Source organism: Acetobacteraceae bacterium (assembly GCA_004843165.1).
GTDB lineage: Bacteria > Pseudomonadota > Alphaproteobacteria > Acetobacterales > Acetobacteraceae.
Window position 1 is genome coordinate 1837597 of record CP039459.1, and the last position, 23315, is coordinate 1860911.

Genomic DNA, 23315 nt, shown 5'->3' on the forward strand with positions numbered 1-23315 from the left:
AAGCAACAAATTAGGGAATGTGACGTCAAATGAGTGATAAAAAAGGCAAGACATTTTTTTTAGATGAAAAAGGTGTAAAGGATGCTTATGAACGTTGGGCAAAAGTATATGATATTGTTTTCGGAAGCGTTTCAGGGCCAGCACGCCGTCGTGCAATCAAAGCTGTAAATTCCCTTCCAGGAACAGATGTTTTAGAGGTCGGGGTCGGTACGGGTTTAGCTTTACCGCATTATAACCTTGAAAAAAATGTCACTGGCATTGATCTTTCATCCCATATGCTAGAAAAAGCCAGAGCAAGAGTGGATCGTCTTAATCTCACCAATATTTTTGAGATTAAGGAGATAGATGCCGAACATACAGATTTCCCTGATAATAGTTTTGATATTGCGGTTGGGATGTTTGTTGCTTCTGTTGTTCCAAATCCAGATAAGCTTTTTAAAGAACTCACCAGAGTGGTTCGTCCCAATGGATATATTCTTTTTATCAATCATTTTAATGCACGAAATGGTTTGCGTTTATTCGCAGAGAAAAAACTAGCACGGGCTTCGAGAGCTTTAGGCTGGCACCCGGATTTCCCCATTGAGAAGCTTTTCCCTCAAGAGGTTCTTCCAAAAGTACATTTTAGTTCCGTTCCGCCTTTTGGATTATTCTCTCTCGCTATTTTGAAAAACGAAAAATCCTGATAAAAAAAGAGCCCCTCAAAATTGGAGGGGCTCTTTTTATTTTTAAAGAAAATTTTCTTTTTTGAAATCCTCAAAAGATTGTTCGTGTTTCATTTTGCCAATAGAGCTGATTGTCTTTGGCGTTGAGAAAATTTTCTGGGCACTTTGAAGAATATCACCGCAAGTGAGGTTTTCAATTTTTTGAATTCTTTCTTCTAATGGAATAATGCGTCCCCAGAGCTGCATTTGTCGTGCGAGACGGCTACAACGATTATTTGTGCTTTCCATGGACATAAGGAGGGAAGCTTTATGTTGTGATTTTGCTCTTTTTAGCTCTTCTTCAGTGATTTTTTTAAGAGTTTTATGGAGTTCCTCTTGAATGACAGGGAGAAGTTCTTTCGTTTCATCAGCACTGGTTCCAGCATAAATTCCAAAAATGCCACTATCTGAAAAAGCGTGCAGAAAACTATAAATTGTATAAACAAGTCCACGTTTTTCACGAACCTCTTGGAATAAACGAGAGGACATGCCACCACCTAAAATAACCGATAAGGTTGCAGCTGCATCAAAATCATCATCGTGATAATTGGGTGCTTCAAATCCTAAAACAAGGTGCATTTGATCCAAATCACGTTCAATATGGTCTCTTCCGCCTATATATTTTGCCGCTAGGCTTTTTGGGGCAGCGTTTGAATGCAAATCTGCAAAAGATTTTTGCACAGTGGAAACAAGATGATCGTGATCTAAGTTCCCAGCGGCGGCAATTGTGATATTTTTTGCAGAGTAATGTGATCCCATATAATGGATTAGATTTTCACGACTCATATTTTGAACGCTAGAGGTGGTTCCTAGAATAGGGCGTCCAATGGGCTGGTTTGGAAAAGCAGTTTGCTGGAAAATATCATGAACAATATCATCCGGTGCATCGTGAGACTGGTGAATTTCTTGTAAGATCACCTTGCGTTCTTTTTCAATTTCCATCTCTGCGAAGAGACTGTGGGTAAGCACATCCCCAATCAGATCAGCGCCTAAAGCAAGATCTTCTTTTAGAAGTTTAACATAGTATGCGGTTGTTTCACGTGCTGTATAGGCATTGATATATCCGCCGACATTTTCGATTGTTTCTGAAATTTCAAGAGCAGTACGTTTTTTTGTTCCCTTAAACGCCATATGTTCTAGAAAATGCGCTGCGCCATTAATCTCAGCAGATTCATTACGTGCGCCCGTATTGACGTAAGCGCCGAAAGAGACCGTTTCAACGTTTTTCATTGTTTCAGAAACAATCGTAAGGCCATTTGGTAATGTTGAGATCTTGGGAGGAGTGGACATAGATAAGGGATACCCGTTTTTAAAAATCAAAAGGAAAAAGAGATTATTTTCATAGCTATAAATGATTAATTATCAAAGTTTCGGTTAAGAATATTTGTTATATCATCTTGAAAATGCGCTAAAAGTTTTTGATCTGTGATTTTTTGTTCATTTTGGTCTGTGACATGGAAAGTGTTTGTAATACGCACGCCATAGGTTCGAATATTTGCTTGTTTAATTCTGATCTTATGCTTGGAAAAAGTCGCACAAATGCGTGCCAGACAGCCTTTGCTATCACGACCATTAATCTCAATAAAAAGCCTATTATCAAAAAAGTGATGATCGAAGTAAAGATGTGCCGGCGAAAGAATTCTCTCTTTTTGGGGCAGAATTGAATATTTTTCGAGTTCAGGAAATGCGTTTTCTGTGAGAATTTTTTCAAAATTTTTAGCATCCTCATCAAAAGCGAATTTTAAGAGGATTGTAAGATTTTGGATACTTTCTTCAATTGTTTCGACAATACCACCATACCACGGTGAGTGGAGAATGAATAAGGCAGTTTTTATCGAAGGGAAGGCATAAAATTCTGCATAATTAATGTTCACCTGAATTTCATGTAGTCGCTTTGTCAAATAGGATAAAACGTCCGGAAGATCGGGCACCATGATCGTGATGATTGTTTCTTGCTGATGGATTTGAATGTGATATTTAATTTTTAAAGACGAATTTAAATATTCATGGAAAAGGTTAAAATGCTCTCTTTGCTCTTCCGTTGAAAATTTAGACCAATATTCGTAAGAGCCAATATTGAGGTATTCTTTTAGGGTCTTATGGTCGGTATTTTTATCGAGAAATTTTTGAAGCATTTCTTTTTGCTGTTTAATATGCAGAACATCTCGTTGCTTTAACCTAATATTCCCTCGTAATCGGTTACAAAGCCTAAAATATGTTTTTTGTAAAAGGCTTTCATCCCAGTTTGTAGAAATATCATTGCGGGAGGACATAATGTCGGCAATGGTTAAAAGATAAATAAGTTTTAAACGGCTTGGTGATTGAATTTTGCGCGAAATATTGCGCATTTTTTCCTTAATATTTTCTGTTTTATGGATTGATTCATGTAAAATATCTCTATGGAGGATGAGCCAATAGACAGTTTCTTGCTCAGCTTCGGATAGACCTAACTGTGCTGCAATATTGCGCCCGATCGCAGCACTTTCAACATAGCTATCAATTTCAATCGTTTCACCAATTTTTTGTAAAAGAGCCGCTAAATAAAGCGCTTTCCATTCTGAAATTGTTTTAAATAGTTTGGAGGCAAGAGGTGCTTTTTTTTGAAAAAAACCATATTCAAGCAAGGTAAGAATATTAACAACATTAAGGCATTCCTGATCCAGAAGGTATGAAGTGCCTTTTGGAGAAATTCTTGTTATGCCAAAAAATCTTTGCCATGGCGGGATCATTGCCGAGAGAATTCCTGCATTATTTAGGAAATATTTCCCTAAAAATAGCGGCGCCTTTCGAATGAGATTGAGTAAAATGCGTGAGGCTTCCGGATCTCCGATGAGGTTACGTAATTTAGAAGAGGAACGAATGATAAGGCTAATATCTTCGGGGTGTAAAGATTTTCGGGTTAAATTTGCTTTTTCAAGTGTGCGAAGAATTGTTATGGGGTTATCCATATTTTGTGGAGAGGTCAGAAAAATTCTTTGTGCAATTGACAAGGAGGGAGAGATTTTTCTGAAACACATCGGATCAACGGTGCGTTCTAAGCGCTCTAACATTCGAATGGAAAGGAAATAATGTCGCATAAATTGATCCTGGTAATTTTCATTACGTGTGCCAGGATATTTCATTTTAGCGGCAATAAGCGGCTGAAGAAAAGGCGTTAGGTTCTTTTGGGGGCGGTTTGTTAGATAATGAAGGTGAAAACGTACTGTCCATAAGAAGCGCCAGATAAAGTGAAATAAAGTAATCTCATTCGGCAATAGAATTTTATTTTCTATGAGAATGGAAAGTGGAAAATTTTCACCTTCGATGTTTTTTGGTTTTTTTTGAAATTGAAAAAATTCTGAAAGATGGTCTGAGTGCAAAAAATTTAGAATATGATCAAATTCAAGAATGCTCCGTATCGGAGAGAATTTTTCTTCATCTTTTTGATTAAAGGCAAACATATTTTGTTGGCCATAGAGAGATTTTATTTTTTTTTCGATGAGTTTATGGATTTGTTTTTGAAAGAGAATATGATTCTCTTTTTTAAATTCAGATAAAATTTCCTTTTCACCAAAAATAAATCTTAAAGGCATGGGTATTTTTTTAGGGGTATCTTCAAAGGAAATAATTTCGGCCTGAAGTCGAAATCCTGCAATCCAAAGTAGATATAAAAAAGATTCAAATTCTTTTTTGAGGCGGCTGGAAGCTTTACCCTTATAAATCAAAATAAGGTTTAGAGGATCAAAAGGAGAGAGATAGCCTGTTCCAAAGATTTCTGTTGCACAGATAGCCCAATTTTTTTCCTGACGTTTCGCAAGTTCTGTCAGCGGAATAATATGCTCTAAGATAATACGGTCAGAGAAACGTGAAAAGTTTTTAGCAGCCTTAGCTCCGCCAAGGGCTTCATTTTGAAAAGTTTCGCGAATAAGAGAACGTTTCTTTCCGAGTAAATTCTGTAATTTTCGGGAATGTGATGAAATTTCAGAATTTTTGATCTGTCTTTCGGAAGGGTGCCAATAATGCGAAACCTTTGTCATAGATATTCTATCTTTCAGCTCTGAAGAGAATTTTTAAGTTCGTAAAGAAGATCATGTGCTTGTCGAGGGGTTAAGGAATCAGGATCAATTTTTTCAATTTTATCGTGTAAAATACTTTCTTTTGAATCAAGAGGCGTTACAGAGGTCTCAAAAAGGGGAAGTTGATTGATTGTAACCGTCGGGTTTTCTATTTTTTCTCGGATTTCTCTTGCTCTTTTTATAACAGAGGCTGGAATACCTGCGATAGCGGCAACATGAATTCCCCAACTTTCAAATGTAACGCCGGGCTTTATTTCATGGAGAAAAATCAGCTTTCCCTCCCATTCTCGTGTTGCCATTGTATAAAGTGATAACGCAGAGAGCGTTTTTGATAGGGTCGCAAGTTCATGGAAATGGGATGCAAAAATTCCACGGCATTTAATTTTAGAATGAAGCGCCTCAAGCGTCGCCCAAGCAATGGAGATCCCATCTGCTGTTGCCGTCCCACGTCCAATTTCATCGACGACAATGAGAGATTTTTCTGTCGCTTGCGTTAAGATCGCTGCTGTTTCTTCCATCTCAATCATAAAGGTGGATTGTCCACGTGCGAGATCATCTGAAGCGCCAATACGGGAGAAAATACGGTCTGAAATTCCAATTTTGGCTTGTTTTGCAGGAACCGGAAAACCAGATTGAGCCAAGATGACGGCCAAAGCCGTTTGACGAAGAAATGTTGATTTTCCAGCCATATTTGGGCCTGTCAGCAACATTAAGCGTTTTTCAGGAAAGAGCGCACAATCATTGGGGATAAAGGAATCTTTATCTTGTTCCTTTAGGGCTGTGGCGACAATTGGATGCCATGATCCTGTCAGATAACATTCTGGTGTTTCGCTGATTGTTGGGCAGCACCAGCCCTTTTCATTTTTAAGGGTGGCACAGCTGCAAAGAACATCTATTTCGGCGAGTGCTTGGCTAATTTCGTCAAGTTCAAAAGTAGTGGCGATTTTTAAAGTAAGCTCTTCGACAATACGTTTTTCTTCAATCTCAGATTCTGTTTCTGCATTTTTAATGGTAACGGAGAGTTCTTCAAGTTCATAGCAGGAGTAACGTGTAAGATTGGCTGTCCCTTGCCTTAAGATCAAACCTTCTTTGGTTTTTAATTTTGAGGCTTGAGCAGAGGGCATTTCAATAATAAAGCCAAGCTGACTATGGTATTTAATTTTTAAAGAGGAAACCTCAAGCTGTTCTCTTAATTTTGATTCAAGTGCGATAATCATCGCTTTGCTATTTCGTTGCGTATGGCGCAAGCGATCTAACTTGGGATCAAATCCATCGGTAATGGTTTCATTGGCAAGATCTGGAGGGAAGGCCGCAGTGAGCTGATCTTTTAAATTGTCGGCCCGTCCGTAAAGAGCAGAGAGAATTTTTGCTAAAAAAGTATTTAAGGGAATGTTTCCCGTTTTTTCTTTCGCTAAGATCGCCTGCAAAGGAATAATAATTTCATCGCATCCGAGTAAAGCGTTGCGTGTTTCAATGAGGGATTTGAGACTTCCTCTTTGGTTACGAATGCGACCAATAACGCGCGCAAGATCCGGTACTTGGCGCAGGGCTGATTGTAATTTTTGAAGTTGTTCGGTTTCAATGGACAGTTTTGTCCAAGCAAGCTGTCTTTCTTCAATGATTTTAATGTCACAGCTTGGTGAGGAAAGCCAAGATTTTAGAAGGCGTTTTCCAGCTGGTGTTATATTCCGATCAACGGCCCATAAAAGACTATATTTTTTTTCACCTCTTCGGCTTTTTACGATTTCAAGATTTTGACGTGTTGGCCCATCCATTCCAAGAACAGAAACTTCTTTTTCTTCAGAAGCATGGAGGGGCGGCAGCGTTCCTGCTTGCGTCTCTTGCAAATAATCAAGCAAAGAACCGCAAGCAAGGGTTTCTTCTTGTGTCTTTGTTTCAAAATCTTTCCCTGTCGCTTCCAAAAGAAGCTTTTGAGATTTTTTAAGGGATGGATTTGGAAAAACAGGCGCTAATAAAGGGCGAAACTCTGGCGGAAGTAGGGATTTTTCACATAAAATTTCAGAGGGTGTTAAGCGTGCAAGTAATTCAGAAAGATTAGCTGTAAAAATACTTTTGGTTTCAAAGGCTCCCGTTGAAATATCCGCCCAAGCAATTCCTAATTTGTTACGATAAGATCTAATAGAAAGTAGCAGGTTAGGCTCTTCTGAATCGAGTAACTCCTCTTCCGTAATGGTTCCCGGTGTCACAATACGCACAATTTTTCGCGGCATGGGACCTTTGGTACCGGGTGGTGGATTATCCTGTTCAACAATAGCAATTCTAAAGCCCTGTTTAATAAGACGTGCAAGATAAGCATCTGCCGCACGAACAGGCACACCACACATTGGTATTGGCAGGCCTTGTTGCTCGCCTCTAGCAGTCAGTGCAATATCGAGCGCAGAAGCTGCAATGTGGGCATCATCAAAAAAAAGCTCGTAGAAATCTCCCATTCGAAAAAAGAGCAAAGCATTCGGCTCTTGTTCTTTAAGATCAAACCATTGGGACATTGCTGGTGTTGCATTATCTCTTATAGGTCTTTGATAATTGTTTTTTGGTTTTAAGGGTTTCATCTGGGAGATCACTTCTATTAGGAAGAATGTTTTGTTTTACGTACGAGGATAGAAAGTAATTCTTTTGGTAAGAGATTTAATTTCCACGAGGAAAGTCCATAGAAAAGGGCGGAAATAAGAATAACGGAAAAAAGAAGGGTTAATCTAGGAATCATATGAAAAGAAATAATCTTTTCTCCAAAGAAATGCATTATTTCGAAGGCAAGTGCGCCTGTCATGAGAGAAAGAATGAGTATTTTAAATTCTCTTTTTATCAGGGAGGGAAGATCCAATATTTTTTTGCGATAAAGGATGATGCTGAGCATAAAAAGGTTAAAATAAGCGGCGAGATCACTTGCAATAGCAGGAGCCAGCAGACCAAGAGGGTGATAGAAGAGAATAGAGGCCGTCAAATTGATAATAATGGCGATAAATCCTGCTTTGACAGGCGTTGAGGTATCGCCCTGCGCAAAGAAAACAGGGGTGATTGCTTTTAAAATGACAAAAGCGGGTAATCCTAATGCATAGACACGCAACACTTTAGATGTTTGTAAAATATCAAAAGCTTGAAAATGGCCGTATCCAAAAAGTCCTGAAATAATTAAAGGCGCAATTGCTATAATGCCAAAGGTTGTTGGTAAAATGACATAAGAGGCTAGCTCAATGGCTCTGGACAGTTGCTGAACCAGTTCTTCCATTTTTTGGTTGGCAATAGATTTAGAAAAGGTAGGTAAAAGTGTTGTTCCCAAGGCAGCGCCCAAAATGCCAAGTGGAAGTTGGGTTAAGCGATCTGCAAAATATAGCCAGGAAACAGAACCTGTTGGCAATAATGTGGCAATGATTGTGTCAATTGTAAGGTTTAGCTGGGTAACACCGGAACCAATAAGACCTGGCAAGATACGTTGTGAGAGTTTCTTGATACGGTAAGAGAAGGTAGGAAGCTGTTTTTTGAAAAATAATTTTGCGCGCTTGCAGGCCCAGAAAAGAGCTAAAAGTTGTACAAAGCCGGAAATTAAAATACCCCATGCGCCAATTTTTGCTGTAAAAATTTCTTTTTCAAAAATCTCGCTAGAGGGAATATAGAGTTTTCCTAAAAATGCCCCGAGAATGATCGCCAGAATACCAATAATATTAAAGCTCACATAAGCGATGGCCGCCGCTGCATATTTCTCTCGTGCATTGAGGATGCCGGCGATCAAGGCTGCCGTACAGATCAATGTCATATAAGGCATTGTGATGCGGGAAAATTGAACAGCGAGCTGAAAACGTGTGCCGTCGCCATGTAAAAAACCTGGAGCCAAAGCGGTAACGAGCCAAGGCATCGTAATTTCAGCTAAAAGGGTAATCCCAACAAGAAAGGCTAAAAGGGTCGTTAAAGCTTCGCTTGCAAAAGCAAGGGCTTCTTTTTCGCCTTTCTTTTCCCATTCTTCTGTAAAAAGTGGAATGAAAGCCGCATTAAAAGCACCCTCTCCAAAAAATCTTCTAAACATATTTGGCAGACGCAGGGCCACTTGGTAGGCATCTTGAGCGGCCCCTGCTCCAAGTAGGATGGCTAAGAGTTGATCTCTTATAAGGCCTAAGACCCTAGAGATCATTGTCCAGCCGCCAACAGTAAAAAGATTTTTAAGCATAGGAGAAACTTTTTATTTAGTTGGAGAGGAGGCTTCGAATGGTTTTTTCTGTTTCAGAAGGGTTTCGAAGAATTTTATTAACGGCATTTATGGCGGGCAAATCAATTTTGAAGCGCTCAGCCATTTCTAAAAGAACCGGAGCTGTGAAAGCGCCCTCTGTGATAGCAACTTTATCTGTTCCTGCATGGGGAGGGTAGGTTTTATGCTTTCCAAGATATTCACCGAGTGCATAATTGCGTGAGGCAGAGCTTGTCGCTGTTAAGAAAAGGTCTCCAATAGCCCCAAAGGTAAAAATTCCTTTTGGATCTCCAGACTTTTTCTTAATGAGAAGATGAATTTCCTGTAGGAAACAGGTAATAAAAGCCGCTCTTGCATTTTCGCCAAGTCCAACACCGATTGTGGCTCCGACACCAATCGCTGCAACATTTTTTGCGGCCCCCATTATTTGGATGGCAATTGGATGCAAATCAGGTGAAATGAAAAAGGTGGGTAAAGACAGCTTGTCGGAAAGATTTTGTGTTTTGCCTTCATCTTCTCCGGAAAGTGTTGCCACAGCAGGTAAATCCTGAGCGACTTCCTTGGCAAAATTAGGTCCAGCAAGCACAAAATTTGGATTTAGAGGAAAAATCTCCTTTAGCACCTCTAAGGGCATTAACTCTGTTTCTTTTTCTAGTCCTTTACAGCATGTCACGAGAGAAATCTTTTGCGAAAGAGACCGAGGGAGACTGGAGGAAACCTGTCTTAAGGTCCACATCGGTGTTGCAAAGAAAATAATATCAGTTTCAGAAAGATCGTTTTCTGTTGGAAGTCCCTGTCGAAGATGAAGTTTCTCTGGGGGGACAAAGTTAGAAAGACGTGGAAAAGGTTGATTTTTATTCAGTTCTTTTCGAGACCAAAGGATGACATTTAAAGTAGAAAAACGGCTATAAGCGATCGCAAGCGCACTTCCCCACGCACCTGCACCAATAATATGAAGGGAAGAGGTGTTTTTCGATCTCATTTCCGTCTGCTTTCATCTTCTTTTATCAAAATGGAGTGATATATTTTTTGTTATTCTGGAGTGTTTTGAAGAATTTTCATTTCTTTTAATGGCCATCTGGGACGTGGGATGTCATTAAAAGAGGAAGGTGTTGCATGCCATTTCTGTCGTAAAAGTGCTGCCCATCCAATCATAATAGCATTATCTGGGCACAGATTTTTTGGTGCGGCTAAAAATGTCAAATCATGTTCTTCTACAATCTTTTCTAAAGATTTTCTGATTGCGCTGTTACATGCAACGCCGCCACCTGTTGCGATGAATTTTAGATTATTCTTTTCAAGCGCTATTTTTAGAGCATTTCTGGCACGGTCTTCAACAATATCTGTGACTGCTTTTTGAAAGGAGGCGGCAATATTTTGGACAAGTGAAAGTGGCAGGGCTGTATTGTTATAAGGTTCAATTAATTTGCTTACAGCTGTTTTTAAACCTGAAAAGGAAAAATCACATCCCTCTCTGCCTTTTAGGGGGCGGGGGAGAGAAAAGAATGCTGGATTGCCTAATTTAGCAAGTTTTTCAATCTGAGGTCCGCCGGGCCAGCCAAGTCCAAGCATTTTGGCAACTTTATCAAAGGCTTCACCGATGGAATCATCAATCGTCCCTCCTAATGGGGTATATGTTCCGATTTCTTCAACCAGAACGCATTGGCAATGTCCACCTGAAAATAAAAAGGCAAGGTAGGGGAAGCAATCTTTATTATGGGTAAGGAGCGCTGATTTCTTTTCTTGTTTTAAATCAAATAAAGGGGAGAGTATGTGGGCTTCAATATGGTTAACGCCTATAAAGGGAATTTTTGTTGAGAGGCTAAGCCCTCTGGCTATTCCGTTTCCTGTTAAAAGACCGCCAATGAGCCCAGGTCCAATTGTTGCTGCAATGAAATGAAAATCTTCAAGCGATACATTTGCTTTGAGGAGTGTTTCTTCAATCAAAGGAGCGCAAGCCTGTAAATGTGCACGTGCTGCAAGTTCAGGGACGACACCCCCAAGAGGAAGATGTTCGATTTGTGTCTTTGTTAGGTGAGATAAAACAGTTCCGTCTTCTGCCAGAACAGCACAGGCCGTATCATCGCAAGATGATTCAATTGCAAGAATGTATGGGGTATTTGAGAGAGAAGCTGATGAAGATTGCATAACCATTAACGTAAAAGTTTTCCTTTCAAGAAGCCATGTATAAAGATTTTTTTTTGTTATTTTAATGACGATTTGCTCAAGGCAATATATAAGCGAAGACAAATTACATTTTTTGCGATGACGGATACATTGAAATTAGCAGCCCCACACCCCTCGAACGCCATAGATGAAACTTCGCCTGCTTGCAGGCATAAATCGTCTTTAGATTATGCTTTACCTCTTAAGGTTGGAACAAGAGCTTCTCCTTTAGCCTTGGTTCAGACGCATAGCTTTATGACAAGTTTGACACGTTTTTGCCCGCAACTTCGAGAGATTGGCGCCTTTAAAGAAGTCCAGGTAAAAACCAGCGGTGATCGAAATCAAAAGGATCGTTTGGCCGAAATTGGAGGTAAAGGACTTTTTTCAAAAGAAATTCATGAGTCACTTTACAAAAAAAAGATTGATCTTGCCGTTCATAGTTTAAAAGATTTGGAAACACATCTTCCAGAAGGTATTGTGCTTGCTTGTACAATGAAACGGGAAGACGCCAGAGATGTTCTTATCCTTCGGGATCGGGATGCTTTAAGAAGTCCAGAAAATCCACTTTCAGCTCTTGCAGAGGGCGCACTTGTTGGTTGTGCTTCTGTTCGACGTCAAGCACAGCTTTCTGCGATCAGACCGGATTTACGTTTCTGCTTGATTCGAGGAAATGTACAAACCCGCTTAGATAAGGTTAAAGCAGGTATATGCGACGCTACGATGTTAGCGTTCGCTGGTCTTCGCCGTCTCGGAATGGAAGATCGTGTCGATATTGTTCTTAATCATGATTTTATGGTTCCGGCCGCAGGGCAGGGGATTGTTGCAATTACAGCAAGAGAAAAAGATGAAGAACTCTGTGCGCTTTTAGCTGCTGTTGAAGATCCGGAAGCGCGTGCTATTGCAACGGCTGAACGTGCTTTGTTGGCAGAGTTAGATGGTTCATGCCGGACACCTATCGGCGGATATGCACGAATTTTAGAGGGGTCACTCCATTTGACAGGACTTCTTGCGAGTGAAGATGGTTCTTTTGTGTTGAAAAAATCAACATGGGGAACGCCTTCAGATGCCGAGAGATTAGGCAAGGAGTTAGGGGAAGCCCTGCGCCGTGATACGCCTGCTGAAATCTTTAAAGCCATCATATCAGACTAAGGGTTTTTCAGCGATCGGTATTTAGGGAGAGGCAGGTTAGCTATGAAAATTTTAGTTACTCGCCCGGAACCAGGTCTCTCTCAGCTTATGGCTAGGTTGGTGGCTTTAAAGAAAGAGCCTATTGCTGCACCAATGTTGCAAATTGAAATTTCTTCGCCTTTAGCACCGATTTTTGGAAACACGATTTTAATTACCAGTTCCCACGCTTTGCCGGCTTTAAAGCGACAGGATCGTAACTGTCGTATTTTATCCGTTGGCGAAAGCACAGCGCAAAAGGCAAAAGAACTTGGATTCCGACATGTTTTTTCCGCAGGTGGGAATGCCGAAAAACTAAAAAATCTTTACGAAAAGATGGGATGTACAGCCAAAGATTCATGGCTTGCGATCGGTTGCGGAAATAATGAAAAGCTTTATGGAGATTTCTTGGTTAAATCTCTGGGAATTAGGCGCTTTAAAACGTATCAGGTTCGGTGGACATCTTCCCTCTCAAAAGAGGTGCGTGATTTTTTAAAGCAACCTATTCGGAAACAAATTTTATTTTACTCTTCAGAAACGGTACGTTCCTTTTTTAATCTGATTCAGAGAGAGGAAAAAAAAACTGATTTTCAAATCGATCGGGGAAAAATAGAAATATTTTGTTTCTCGCCTGAAATTGCAAAAATTCTTAAAGAAGACGCACATTCTTTAGAATGGGCAAGAATAGAAGATAATCTTTCTGAGATATTTAAGTAAAACCTTTGGGAGACGCAGAGGATATTCTTGCAATTTCTCCCAAAGAGTTCAGAAAAGCTTATTTTAGGCTTCGCCAGCGGGCTCTGGGAAATTTTGAGCACGTTTACTTTGATAGAGTGCCATAAAATCAACTGGATGCAAAACAACTGGCGGAAAGCCACCTTCTCTTGTTGCATCGGAAATAATGGCACGTGCGTAAGGGAAAAGGAATCGAGGTACCTCAACAAGAAGGAAAGCTTCTAAGGCTTCTTGTCCAATTTCGCCGCCGTTTAGTGTGACAACACCGGCATAGGCAAGTTCAGTAATAAAGACAGTGCGAGGTTTTTTTGTTTCACCTTCTGGCAAGGCTTCAGTTGCATCTGCTTTGATAGAAAGGATGACTTCAAAAAGTGGTTTCCCATTTTCAGCTTCTGCAGGTTTAATTTGATTGGCCTGCACATCAATATTGATATTTACCTGCGGTGCAGAGCGTAAGGCCATAAAAATCGCGGCACCATGCGGCACCTCAAACGAAAGATCCTTCGTATATTGATGGATAAGTTGTGGTGGAAGAGGTGTGTTTGATGTGTCAGCTGTTTGGTCAGTCACAGAGATGTGTCCTTATGATTAAAGCTGTGAATTTATAAAGTCTGAAAATGAATTTAGAATAGATATGTAGGAAGATATTAAAGAAAAACAATAGATAAATGTCTATCCCCAAAAGGCTAAAGAGGGGAAAATGTGATAATTTACTTTACCGCACTTAAAAAAGACTAAATATGTTTTAGAAATTGCATGTAGAATATTTTATAAGATTGTTGTTTAATGTGAGGCCTGTGTTTAAAATTATTGGTAGGTTATGAACTATTTAAATCATATTCCATGGGACATTGTGTCTTTGGCAGTCGCCGTTATCGTTGTGGGTGTTTTGCTATATCTTTTTGTTGGAAAACGTGTCGGCATTCAGGTGTGGAAAAGTTCAACAAATGCTTCAATCCAAATTGGGAAGCAAGTGACGCCTACGCCGCCGCCTTTGCCTACGCATGCATCTCTTCCTAAAGATCCTACGCAATATTTTATGCCAGAGCTTGGTTCTGAGGGAGCTGCTTCTATTGCCCGTGCCGCAGAACAGCAGGCTGGTTTTTCAGCAGAAGCACTTTTGAAAGATATTGAGAAGCATTACCGTAATATTATGGAAGCGTATGATGCTCGGCAGATAGAAAAGCTGGAGCCTCTTCTTGGTAAAGAAGCGATGCAGGCATTTGCAAAAGAACTGGCATTGCGTGCCGAAAGAAAAGAGGTTGTGTTTTCGCATGTCAGCTCTATTGAATCGATGAAAATTATTCGGATTATTTTTCCACCTGAGCTACCTCTGGAAGAGGAATCGTTCTCTCATAAAAGAGTTGAGGTTGAGATTTCTTCTTGGCAAATTAATGGGGCTAAGGAGGATTCTGGGCATCTTGTTTTCGGAACGCAGGGTCTGACCCATTTTTCAGAAAAATGGCTTTTTGAAGAATCCGGTTCTGTCTGGCGTGCCATTGCGGTTGAATCTGTTTAAGCAATCGCTGAATATTTTTCTGTAGATGGAAGGGTGTGTTGGAATTGAAAAAAACAGCGTTAAAAATTTCTTCACCTGCAGAAAAACTTTCAGAGGGGGAGCAACAGCTCTGGGAATTGATTGCAAAGCGGGTACGTCCTCTACATAGTCCAATGAAACCGTTATTGCGTAAAACACGCAAAGTGCATGTGACTCTTCCAGAGAAAGCTACCTGGATTCCGCACTTTCAAAATAAAACACGTATTGTTTTTTTTGAGGGAGAAAAGAAAAAGGAAAGACCCCCAAAAAAAGAAGCGACAGAAATTCTTCACGTTCTTGATCTGCATGGTTTTACCGTTCAGGAGGCTTTTTGTTCGTTCCGCTCTTTTATGGAAAGGGCAAAAGGGAAGCGTTGGCGAGAGGTGGAAATTATTACGGGTTTAGGTATTTCCGGAAAAGGTATCATTCGGCGTGAGTTGCGTCATTGGTTAGAGCGGAAAGAATATTCCTCTCGGATCACGGAAATTTTTCATCCGCCTAATAATTTAGGTGCTGTAAGAGTAAAATTTTCAATAAGATAAAATATGTAGATTTCTTAGTCGCTTATTTTAAAAAAATCGGTTAAAAAATACTTGTTGCAAATAATTGTCATTTGCAACTGAGAAATATAAATACAAATGAGGCTTATATGATGTATGGATGGCAGAAGCGGATTATAAAAAGTTTTTCCTTAGGTGTTTTTGCTGCCGGCCTCTTTTTTGCGTTGCCAATATTGCCATCCAGTGCACAGGCTAAAACAGTTAAAGATATTTTGGGACGGAATGTTTCTGTTCCAGACCATCCAAAAAGAATTTTATTGGGTGAGGGGCGTCTTATTTATGCGCTGGAACCATTAGAGGGGAAAAACCTCTTTGATCGGGTTGTCGGGTGGCAAGGTGAGTTTAAGCAGGCAGATACGCAGACTTATACAAAAATAAAGAAATCTTTTCCAGAAATGGATAAAGTGGCTGTCATTGGAAAAACAACAGCAGATAGCGTAAATCCTGAAAAGGTTTTAGATTTAAATCCTGATCTTGTTATTTTAAGCACTTCAGGTCACGGTCCAGGATTGGAAGATCCTTTAACGCTTAGACTTCAAAAAGCGAATATTCCTATTATTTTTGTTGATTTTCGGCATGATCCAGTTACGAATACCGTACCAAGTCTCCGTTTACTTGGCGAGGCTTTAGATCGTCAGGCTGAGGCCAAAGCATATACGGATTTTTATAAAAAACGCTTAGATCTTATTCAAAGCCGTCTCAAAGATTTGCCTGTTTCTAAACGTCCTACTGTTTTCTTGGATATGCTTGCAGGTGCAAGGCCATGCTGTCATACAGCAGGAAATGGGAATATGGGACATTTTGTGGATGCTGCGGGTGGAAAAAATGTTGCTGCTGCACTTTTGCCGGGGGTTTTCGGTGAGGTTTCAATTGAACAAGTCATCGCAAGTAATCCAGATTTTATTGTGATGGACGGAACAAGAGGGCCTTTGGCTGAGGGGCCTGGTCTACGGATGGGGGCTTTAGTTAATCCGGATGATGCACGAAATTCTTTAAATCAGCTTTCAAAAATGCCAGCATTGGCAAATTTAAAGGCCTCTAAGGAAAAACATATTTACGGCATTTGGCACAGCTACTACGATAATCCTTTTAATATTGTGGCAATAGAAGCTATGGCAAAATGGTTTCATCCAGATCTTTTTGCTGATTTAGACCCAGATGCGGATCTTAATCTGATTGAAAACCGCTTTACCTCGATTGGCAGTGGTGGAACCTATTGGACCAGTTTAGAGGAACCCGTTTTTTTAAAAGATAAGTCTGCCTCTAAAAAATCTTATTGAGAGAGTTCTTATCTATGAATGCGATGGATTTCCAAAAAAAATCTAAAAGGGGTTTGCCGGCTTATTTTGAGCTTTTACAGCGTCGTCGAAAATGGACGCTATTAGCGCTTTTTCTGGTTATTTTACTCTCTTTATTACTGGATTTCTCTTTAGGCCCTGCGGGACTTACAATCCGACAGTTGTTTTTTGCGCTTTTCCATTCTGCGCAAGCAGGAATGCAGGGGATTATTGTTTGGGATATTCGTCTTCCTTATGCCCTCATGGCGGTTCTTGTCGGATTGGCTTTAGGCAATTCCGGCGGCGAAATGCAGACGCTTCTTGATAATCCTTTGGCCAGTCCATTTACGTTGGGGGTTTCGGCAGCATCCGCTTTCGGCGCTTCGTTAGCGATTGTATTGCATCTCTCTATTCCTGGTGTGCCTTGGAAGTGGACAATTCCTGTCGAGGCTTTTTTATGTGCTTTAGGCTCTGTACTCCTTTTGGAGCTTGTTTCACGCTTGCGTCAACATTCCACCTCATTGGTGGTGCTTTTTGGGATTGCTCTTGTTTTTAGTTTTCAGGCTTTGGTTTCTTTGATGCAATTTGTGGCGGATGAGGATGCCTTGCAGGAGCTTGTTTTTTGGACAATGGGAAGTTTGACGCGTTCAGACTGGACACAGGTAGGAATTTTAGGGGCGTGCTGTGCGATTATTTTGCCTTTCTCATGGCTCTCTGCGCCTTCGCTGACGGCAATGCGGCTTGGGGAAGAGCGTGCCGCCTCTTACGGGGTGGATGTTCGTCGTGTGCGAATGATGGGACTTTTGCGTGTCAGTATTCTTTCTTCTTTAGCCGTTTCATTTGTCGGAACAATCGGTTTTATTGGTCTTGTAGCGCCGCATATCGCCCGAAAGCTTTTGGGAGAAGATCATCGTTTTTATTTGCCGGGTTCTGCTTTATGTGGTGCGCTTATTATGTCGCTCTCTTCGATTGCAGCTAAAAATATTGTGCCGGGGATCGTTATCCCCGTTGGTATCGTTACCGCCTTGGTAGGGATTCCTTTCTTTTTAGGGACAATTCTAAAGGGGGCTAAAGAATGAAGAAAATTTTTGCAACAAACTCGTTGGAAGTTAAAGTTGGAAAAAAAACACTTCTTTCTTCCGTTGATATAAAGCCTGTGAAAGAAGGGCATATTGTTGCTCTTCTTGGCCCGAATGGTGCCGGAAAATCGACTTTACTTCGTGCGATTGCGGGGCTGATGAAAATTTCTTCAGGAGAAGTTTGTTTAGGTCAAAAAAATATTACATGCTTGCCAATGGTAGAACGTTCCAAAAAAACGATTTACTGCCCCCAAATTCTACCACCTGCTGTTCGATTGCAAGTGCTTGAAGCACTGATGGTTGCTTGTCAGGCAGGACGATCCAGTTACTCAAGAGAAAAGGCGATAGATGAAAGTCTTGAGGTTTTAAAACGTCTCAAGATTGAAAATCTTGCAAGTCGATATTTAAATGAGCTTTCAGGTGGACAGCGGCAGTTGGTTGGGATCGCCCAGACATTGGTGCGTAAAACAGAGGTTTTGCTTTTGGATGAGCCTTTGAGCGCTTTGGATATGCGACATCAGATTCAAGTGATGGATTTGATTAAAGAAGAGACGTTAAATCGCTCTTTGATTACTTTTCTTGTTGTACATGACCTCAATATCGCTTTGCGATATGCAGATGATGCAATTTATTTAAAAAAAGGCACCGTGATTGCTCAAGGGCCTGTTTGTGCGGTGACAACCTCAGAGGTTTTGGCTGAGGCATATGGTATTAAAGCCTGTTTGGGTTTTGATCGTTTTGGCAAAACACAATTAGAAATTGAAGGGCTTTGCGAATAAAAAAAGCATAACAGCTTCTTGATTTGCACGGCTGCGTTCTTAGGTAGAAGTTATCCTCTTTCTCGAAAGAGTGAAGAGCAAATTATTTTAAATTATCAAAACTTACCGGCTTTCTTGCCGGCGTTGAATGGAGTTTTTTCATGGCGAACTTTCGTCCTCTTCATGATCGGGTAGTTGTCCGTCGCTTAGACAGTGAAGACAAGACCCCTGGTGGAATCATCATTCCAGAGACAGCTAAAGAAAAACCTATGGAAGGTGTTGTTGTTGCTGTCGGGCCAGGCGCACGTGATGGCGAAGGGAAAATCATTCCTCTCGATGTTAAAAAAGATGATCGTGTTCTTTTCGGTAAATGGGCAGGGACAGAGATCTCCTTGCAGGGTGAAGAACTCGTGATCATGAAAGAAAGCGATATTATGGGGATCTTAGGTTAATTCCTAACACCCCATAAATAGATAGGGAATTTCCCTTATTTAAGTTAAAGAATTTTTATTGGAGTTAGTTTGATATGGCTGCCAAGGATGTAAAATTTGGTGCAGATGCGCGCCAGCGTATGTTGCGTGGTGTGGATACACTTGCAAATGCGGTTAAAGTAACTTTGGGTCCAAAAGGACGTAATGTTGTTCTTGAAAAGAGCTTTGGGGCTCCAAGAATTACAAAAGACGGTGTTTCTGTTGCGAAAGAGATCGAACTTGCAGATAAGTTCGAAAATATGGGTGCGCAGCTTATCCGTGAAGTTGCCTCTAAAACAAATGATATTGCTGGAGACGGTACAACAACATCAACCGTTTTAGCACAGGCGATTATTCGTGGCGGTGCAAAGTCTGTTGCGGCTGGTATGAACCCGATGGATCTTAAACGCGGGATCGATATTGCGGTTGCTTCTGTGGTTGAAGAGCTTAAAAAGAATAGCCGTAAAATTTCCGGTACAGCTGAAATTGCTCAGGTCGGTACAATTTCTGCTAACGGCGAAAAAGAAATTGGCGACATGATTGCGCAAGCCATGGAAAAAGTTGGCACAGAAGGCGTTATCACAGTTGAAGAAGCAAAAGGTCTTCAAACAGAATTGGATGTCGTTGAAGGCATGCAGTTTGATCGTGGATACATCTCTCCTTACTTCGTGACAAATAGCGAAAAGATGACCGCTGATTTAGACACTCCTTATGTCTTGATCTATGAGAAAAAACTATCTTCTCTACAGCCTGTTTTACCTCTTCTTGAGAGTGTCATTCAATCTGGGCGTCCGCTTTTGATTATTGCTGAAGATGTTGATGGCGAAGCGTTGGCAACATTGGTTGTTAATAAACTTCGTGGTGGCTTGAAAGTTGCTGCGGTTAAAGCACCTGGTTTTGGTGATCGCCGTAAAGCAATGTTGGAAGATATTGCTGTCCTTACAAAAGGTCAGGTGATTTCTGAAGATCTTGGTATTAAGCTTGAAAATGTTAAATTGGATATGCTTGGAACTGCTAAGAAAATCCATATTGACAAAGACAACACAACAATCGTTGAAGGCGCTGGTGAAGAAGCGGAAATTAAAACCCGTACAGCACAGATCCGTCAGCAGATTGAAGATACAACTTCTGACTATGACCGTGAAAAACTTCAAGAACGCCTAGCAAAATTAGCTGGTGGTGTTGCGGTTATTCGTGTCGGTGGAAGCACAGAAACCGAAGTAAAAGAACGTAAAGACCGTGTTGACGATGCACTTCATGCAACACGTGCTGCGGTTGAGGAAGGTATTGTCCCAGGTGGTGGTGCTGCCTTGGCACGTGCAAGTGTTGGTCTAGCGAATTTGAAACTTTCAAACGAAGATCAACAAGCTGGTGTTGAAATTGTTCGCCGTGCAGTTCAAGTTCCTTTGCGCCAGATTGCAGAAAATGCTGGTGAAGACGGTGCTGTTATCGCTTCCAAAGTATTGGAAAATGATAGCTATAGCTTTGGTTTTGATGCTCAGAATGGTGAGTATAAAGACCTTGTTGCTGAAGGGATTATTGATCCAACGAAAGTTGTTCGTGCAGCCCTTCAAGATGCCGCATCTGTTGCTGGATTGTTGGTAACAACAGAAGCAATGGTTGCTGACCTTCCTGAAAAGAAAGGTGACATGCCTGCCCCAGATATGGGTGGCATGGGTGGTATGGGCGGCGGCATGGGTTTCTAACCTAAGCGTTCGCTTTTATCGTTTTATAAAAAAGAGTCTCTTCCGATCGGGAGAGGCTCTTTTTTACTATATGGTTTCTAAAAAAATTTTTATTTTTTCAAGAGCTTCTTGGAGGGGAATTTTCTCTACTTCTATTTCCTCTGGCAATGCTTTGAGTAAGCGAGAAGGGGTTCTTCTATCAAGAAGAACAAAAACGCCTTTATCCTCTGAGTTTCGGATAAGGCGGCCAAAAGCCTGACGTAAACGTAAGGCTGCTTCCTCTTCTTCTAATTTTATTTTTTCATGTATGTAAACTTGTTTTTTGCGCTCACGATGGAGAATATCACTACGGGGCCATGGCACTTTTTCCATGACGACAAGTTGTAAAGAGCGTCCAGGAATATCAATACCATCTCGCATTGCATCTGTACCCAATAAGCAACTTTGTTCATTTTGACGAAAAACATCGACAAGCTGTGTATTATCAGCGCCGCTCACATGCTGAGCATAAAGATCAATGCCAGCTTTAGAGAGATGAGGTGCGATATAATGATAGACTTTCTGTAGGCGAGCAATAGCCGTGAATAATCCTAAAGCGCCCCCTTGCGCCGTAATAAAAAGTTTTTGATAGGCATCTGCAAGTTCCCTGATGCTATAACCAACATCGGTAATGACAAAAACTTTTGCCTGTTTTTTATAATTAAAAGGGCTTTTTTGGAAGTCATAGTCGGTCATGCCATTAATGTGGAGACTTCCTGTACGCCTTTTTGCAGGTTGCCAAGAAATTTCCACTTCATTTTCAATCAAGATCGGTTTGTAGGGGCGAAAAGTTCCAGAAACATAAGCAACGCCCAGCGCTTGGTTTTTTAAGAGGGCTGAAAGGGGAAGGGTCGGGTCAATCCAGTTTTCGCACAGGCGCACATTTTTCCATCTTTTATGAAAATCATCAGAGCTTTCCCAGTCGCCACGGATAATGCGTATCCGTCCTCCTGCTTGCGCCTCAATTTCAGGGAGGGGTTTTAGCATGGAAACCCAAGCCTGAAGAGCTGGAAGAAGATAATATTTTAGGCGATTACAGGTAATTTCAACGGCGGTTCTCGTTTCAGATTCTTCTGTTTCCTCCTGTAATGGAAGATGAGATAAAAATTTATAAAATTTTGTGAATTTTTCTAAGAATTTTTCAAGTGATTTCAAAAACTCTTTAGAGATGGCCATAACTTCTTCCATTGAAGGATAAAAGTTTGTCTCTCTTTCGAAGGTACCCGTTTCCGCATCTGTTGGTTCATAGGCATCAAGTTGATCGGAAATGGCTTTAAAAAATTCAAGAGAGCAATATTCTTCCTTATTCTCTTCTGATTCTGAAATAAAAAATTTATTTAATGTTGCCGCAGAGGGAAGAATTTTTCTTGCTTTTGTTTCAATTTCAGAAAGAGAGGTTTCTAATTCAGAAAATTCAGAAAAAAGAGGTTTTAGGTAATGATGTAAACTTTTAAATTTTCGTCTTTTGCTATGAGAAGGACTACCAAGAAGACGATCTCGGAAATCTGAGAGCGCTTTAAGAGAAAGTTCTAAGGCGAAGACATTATCTGCTGCCATTTGCAGATGATGACTTTCATCAAAGATAAAATGCTGTGCTGGAAGCTGTTGAATATTCTCATTTTCAGCAGCTTGAGCCAGACGGATAAGCGTTAAAGCATGATTGGAGATAACGAGTTTCGCATAGAGCGCTTTTCGATTGATATGCTCATAAAAACAGCGCTGATAAAACAGACAGCCACTATGTAAACATTCTCCCTCTCTGTCCGTGAGTTGATAGAGATAGGAAAAGCCGTAAAGATGGCTAAACCATCCAGCAAGATCACCGCCTTTCATATCGCCTTCATTTGTTGATTTTATCCAATTGAGGAGAAGCGCAAAAGGAACGGCAGAGGGGAGTTGTGTATTTGGGTTGCTTTGTACACGTAGGAAAAGAGGTAAGATGATTTCTTGGAGTTTTAAGAGGCATAAATAATTTTCACGTCCTTTTAAAACGACAATATTTTGATTGCGAGAAGCCTTGTCAGGATAAAAGCGGGAAAGTTCAGATTCGACTTGCCGTTGAAGATGTTTGGTATAGGTGCTGATCCAAACACATCCTTCATTTTTTTCTGCCCAAAGATGGGAAGGAGCAAGATAGCCTAATGTTTTACCTGTTCCCGTCTCTGCCTCTGCGAGCAAAAGGAAAGGGGAGGCTTCTTTTTTCGGAAGGGAAAAAATTTCAGCAATTTTTTCAGAAAAATTTTCCTGTGCAGGTCGACGAACCTCGTTTTCTCTAAGAAGTTTTAAAAGAGATGTTCGAGATTCATCCTCAGAAAGTGGAATTCTTTTGGAAGGTGCTGGCGCGGGCGAATCTTCCCATTCTGGCAAATCGTTCCAAATTTGGAGTTTTTGCCACATTTTCTTTTTTTCATCGGAAGAAATCTCGCCAAGATATTCTTTTAAAACAGCTTCCCATTGCCAGTTGCCATATTTCATGAAAGCAAGGAGTTGGCGTAAAAAAACGCCTTTAGAATCTTCTTTTAAAAGTTTCACTTCTGATAAAAGGGCGTGTGCTATATCATATAAGAAGTCTGGCGTATTTCGAAAAGGAAGATTCAGAGCTTGCGCAAGTCCTTCTGGAGTGGGAGAAGGAAGAGAAGTGGCGGGTTTCACAAAAAGAAATAGATCTAAAAGGTCAAGCCATGGACGGGGCGGGGATGGAATGGTAATTCCAAGCGTTTCGCAGCATGACACACCATGCACCAAAAGGGGTGGCGGGGCCACACTGAGGAACTTCAAAAGTGAAGAGCCTTCGCGTGTTAGGAGTTCCCCATCTGAGGTTAAAATTAAAGCCTTCGTTCCTTGAATAATCAGGGCAGGCGGTAGAAAAAGGGAGAGAGAGATAGGGCGAC

The 23315-nt window shown here is 40.8% G+C and carries 18 protein-coding genes; 10 read left to right on the forward strand and 8 right to left on the reverse strand.

Annotation, left to right across the window (positions count from 1 at the left end; translation table 11 throughout):
* Positions 1-29: 29 nt before the first annotated feature.
* Complete coding sequence (locus tag FAI41_08845) at positions 30-683, forward strand: class I SAM-dependent methyltransferase (GenBank protein ID QCE33672.1); 654 nt, start codon at positions 30-32, stop codon at positions 681-683.
* Positions 684-725: 42 nt separating this feature from the next.
* Here FAI41_08845 and FAI41_08850 read toward each other — a convergent pair whose 3' ends face one another.
* The 6 genes from FAI41_08850 to tsaD form a co-directional block, all read right to left on the reverse strand.
* On the reverse strand, positions 726-1991 hold the full coding sequence (locus FAI41_08850; GenBank protein QCE33673.1) for an insulinase family protein: 1266 nt from the start codon (positions 1989-1991) through the stop codon (positions 726-728).
* Positions 1992-2056: 65 nt separating this feature from the next.
* Positions 2057-4717 (reverse strand): hypothetical protein, encoded by a 2661-nt coding sequence (locus FAI41_08855; protein ID QCE33674.1) that lies wholly within the window; start codon positions 4715-4717, stop codon positions 2057-2059.
* Positions 4718-4731: 14 nt separating this feature from the next.
* A complete protein-coding gene (gene mutS / locus FAI41_08860; GenBank protein QCE33844.1) occupies positions 4732-7263 on the reverse strand; it encodes a DNA mismatch repair protein MutS in 2532 nt (843 codons plus the stop codon).
* An 80-nt stretch (positions 7264-7343) separates the two neighbouring features.
* Positions 7344-8936 (reverse strand): murein biosynthesis integral membrane protein MurJ, encoded by a 1593-nt coding sequence (murJ, locus tag FAI41_08865; protein QCE33675.1) that lies wholly within the window; start codon positions 8934-8936, stop codon positions 7344-7346.
* A gap of 16 nt (positions 8937-8952) precedes the next feature.
* Entirely contained in the window at positions 8953-9936 is a 984-nt protein-coding gene (locus FAI41_08870; protein QCE33676.1) for a glycerol-3-phosphate dehydrogenase, read from the reverse strand.
* A 50-nt stretch (positions 9937-9986) separates the two neighbouring features.
* Complete coding sequence (tsaD, locus tag FAI41_08875; protein QCE33845.1) at positions 9987-11102, reverse strand: tRNA (adenosine(37)-N6)-threonylcarbamoyltransferase complex transferase subunit TsaD; 1116 nt, start codon at positions 11100-11102, stop codon at positions 9987-9989.
* A gap of 117 nt (positions 11103-11219) precedes the next feature.
* On the opposite strand from tsaD, the gene hemC reads away from it, so the two are divergent.
* Entirely contained in the window at positions 11220-12269 is a 1050-nt protein-coding gene (hemC, locus tag FAI41_08880; GenBank protein QCE33677.1) for a hydroxymethylbilane synthase, read from the forward strand.
* Positions 12270-12311: 42 nt separating this feature from the next.
* Positions 12312-13001, forward strand: coding sequence for a uroporphyrinogen-III synthase (locus FAI41_08885; GenBank protein QCE33678.1), 690 nt, complete (start codon positions 12312-12314; stop codon positions 12999-13001).
* A 63-nt stretch (positions 13002-13064) separates the two neighbouring features.
* On the opposite strand, the gene secB is transcribed toward FAI41_08885, so the two are convergent.
* A complete protein-coding gene (secB, locus tag FAI41_08890) occupies positions 13065-13595 on the reverse strand; it encodes a protein-export chaperone SecB (GenBank protein ID QCE33679.1) in 531 nt (176 codons plus the stop codon).
* A 244-nt stretch (positions 13596-13839) separates the two neighbouring features.
* Between secB and FAI41_08895 the strand changes: the two genes are divergently transcribed.
* The 7 genes from FAI41_08895 (at position 13840) to groL (ending at position 20406) form a co-directional block, all read left to right on the forward strand.
* Positions 13840-14538 carry a Tim44 domain-containing protein gene (locus FAI41_08895; protein QCE33680.1) on the forward strand — a complete coding sequence of 233 codons (699 nt, stop codon included), beginning with the start codon at positions 13840-13842 and terminating at the stop codon, positions 14536-14538.
* A 38-nt stretch (positions 14539-14576) separates the two neighbouring features.
* A complete protein-coding gene (locus FAI41_08900) occupies positions 14577-15098 on the forward strand; it encodes a hypothetical protein (protein ID QCE33681.1) in 522 nt (173 codons plus the stop codon).
* Between the two features lie 110 nt (positions 15099-15208).
* Positions 15209-16396, forward strand: coding sequence for an iron ABC transporter substrate-binding protein (locus FAI41_08905; GenBank protein QCE33846.1), 1188 nt, complete (start codon positions 15209-15211; stop codon positions 16394-16396).
* Positions 16397-16419: 23 nt separating this feature from the next.
* Positions 16420-17472, forward strand: a complete 1053-nt coding sequence (locus FAI41_08910; GenBank protein QCE33847.1) for an iron ABC transporter permease — start codon at positions 16420-16422, stop codon at positions 17470-17472.
* The gene (locus FAI41_08915; GenBank protein QCE33682.1) at positions 17469-18251 is read left to right on the forward strand and encodes an ABC transporter ATP-binding protein; all 783 of its coding nucleotides are present in this window, start codon (positions 17469-17471) and stop codon (positions 18249-18251) included. Before FAI41_08910 ends, FAI41_08915 begins: the two co-directional genes overlap by 4 nt.
* 140 nt (positions 18252-18391) lie before the next feature.
* Positions 18392-18682 (forward strand): co-chaperone GroES, encoded by a 291-nt coding sequence (locus FAI41_08920; protein ID QCE33683.1) that lies wholly within the window; start codon positions 18392-18394, stop codon positions 18680-18682.
* A 74-nt stretch (positions 18683-18756) separates the two neighbouring features.
* A complete protein-coding gene (groL, locus tag FAI41_08925) occupies positions 18757-20406 on the forward strand; it encodes a chaperonin GroEL (GenBank protein QCE33684.1) in 1650 nt (549 codons plus the stop codon).
* Between the two features lie 66 nt (positions 20407-20472).
* Here the strand turns inward: groL and FAI41_08930 are convergent, their stop codons facing one another.
* A complete protein-coding gene (locus tag FAI41_08930; GenBank protein QCE33685.1) occupies positions 20473-23187 on the reverse strand; it encodes an ATP-dependent DNA helicase in 2715 nt (904 codons plus the stop codon).
* Positions 23188-23315 lie beyond the last annotated feature (128 nt).

Bases quoted from the DNA above. Each gene is read 5' to 3' on its own strand.
- FAI41_08845 (QCE33672.1), top strand. From the start codon at position 30: ATGAGTGATAAAAAAGGCAAGACATTTTTTTTAGATGAAAAAGGTGTA.
- FAI41_08850 (QCE33673.1), bottom strand. From the start codon at position 1,991: ATGTCCACTCCTCCCAAGATCTCAACATTACCAAATGGCCTTACGATT.
- FAI41_08855 (QCE33674.1), bottom strand. From the start codon at position 4,717: ATGACAAAGGTTTCGCATTATTGGCACCCTTCCGAAAGACAGATCAAA.
- mutS (QCE33844.1), bottom strand. From the start codon at position 7,263: ATGTCCCAATGGTTTGATCTTAAAGAACAAGAGCCGAATGCTTTGCTC.
- murJ (QCE33675.1), bottom strand. From the start codon at position 8,936: ATGCTTAAAAATCTTTTTACTGTTGGCGGCTGGACAATGATCTCTAGG.
- FAI41_08870 (QCE33676.1), bottom strand. From the start codon at position 9,936: ATGAGATCGAAAAACACCTCTTCCCTTCATATTATTGGTGCAGGTGCG.
- tsaD (QCE33845.1), bottom strand. From the start codon at position 11,102: ATGCAATCTTCATCAGCTTCTCTCTCAAATACCCCATACATTCTTGCA.
- hemC (QCE33677.1), top strand. From the start codon at position 11,220: ATGACGGATACATTGAAATTAGCAGCCCCACACCCCTCGAACGCCATA.
- FAI41_08885 (QCE33678.1), top strand. From the start codon at position 12,312: ATGAAAATTTTAGTTACTCGCCCGGAACCAGGTCTCTCTCAGCTTATG.
- FAI41_08895 (QCE33680.1), top strand. From the start codon at position 13,840: ATGAACTATTTAAATCATATTCCATGGGACATTGTGTCTTTGGCAGTC.
- FAI41_08905 (QCE33846.1), top strand. From the start codon at position 15,209: ATGTATGGATGGCAGAAGCGGATTATAAAAAGTTTTTCCTTAGGTGTT.
- FAI41_08910 (QCE33847.1), top strand. From the start codon at position 16,420: ATGGATTTCCAAAAAAAATCTAAAAGGGGTTTGCCGGCTTATTTTGAG.
- FAI41_08915 (QCE33682.1), top strand. From the start codon at position 17,469: ATGAAGAAAATTTTTGCAACAAACTCGTTGGAAGTTAAAGTTGGAAAA.
- FAI41_08920 (QCE33683.1), top strand. From the start codon at position 18,392: ATGGCGAACTTTCGTCCTCTTCATGATCGGGTAGTTGTCCGTCGCTTA.
- groL (QCE33684.1), top strand. From the start codon at position 18,757: ATGGCTGCCAAGGATGTAAAATTTGGTGCAGATGCGCGCCAGCGTATG.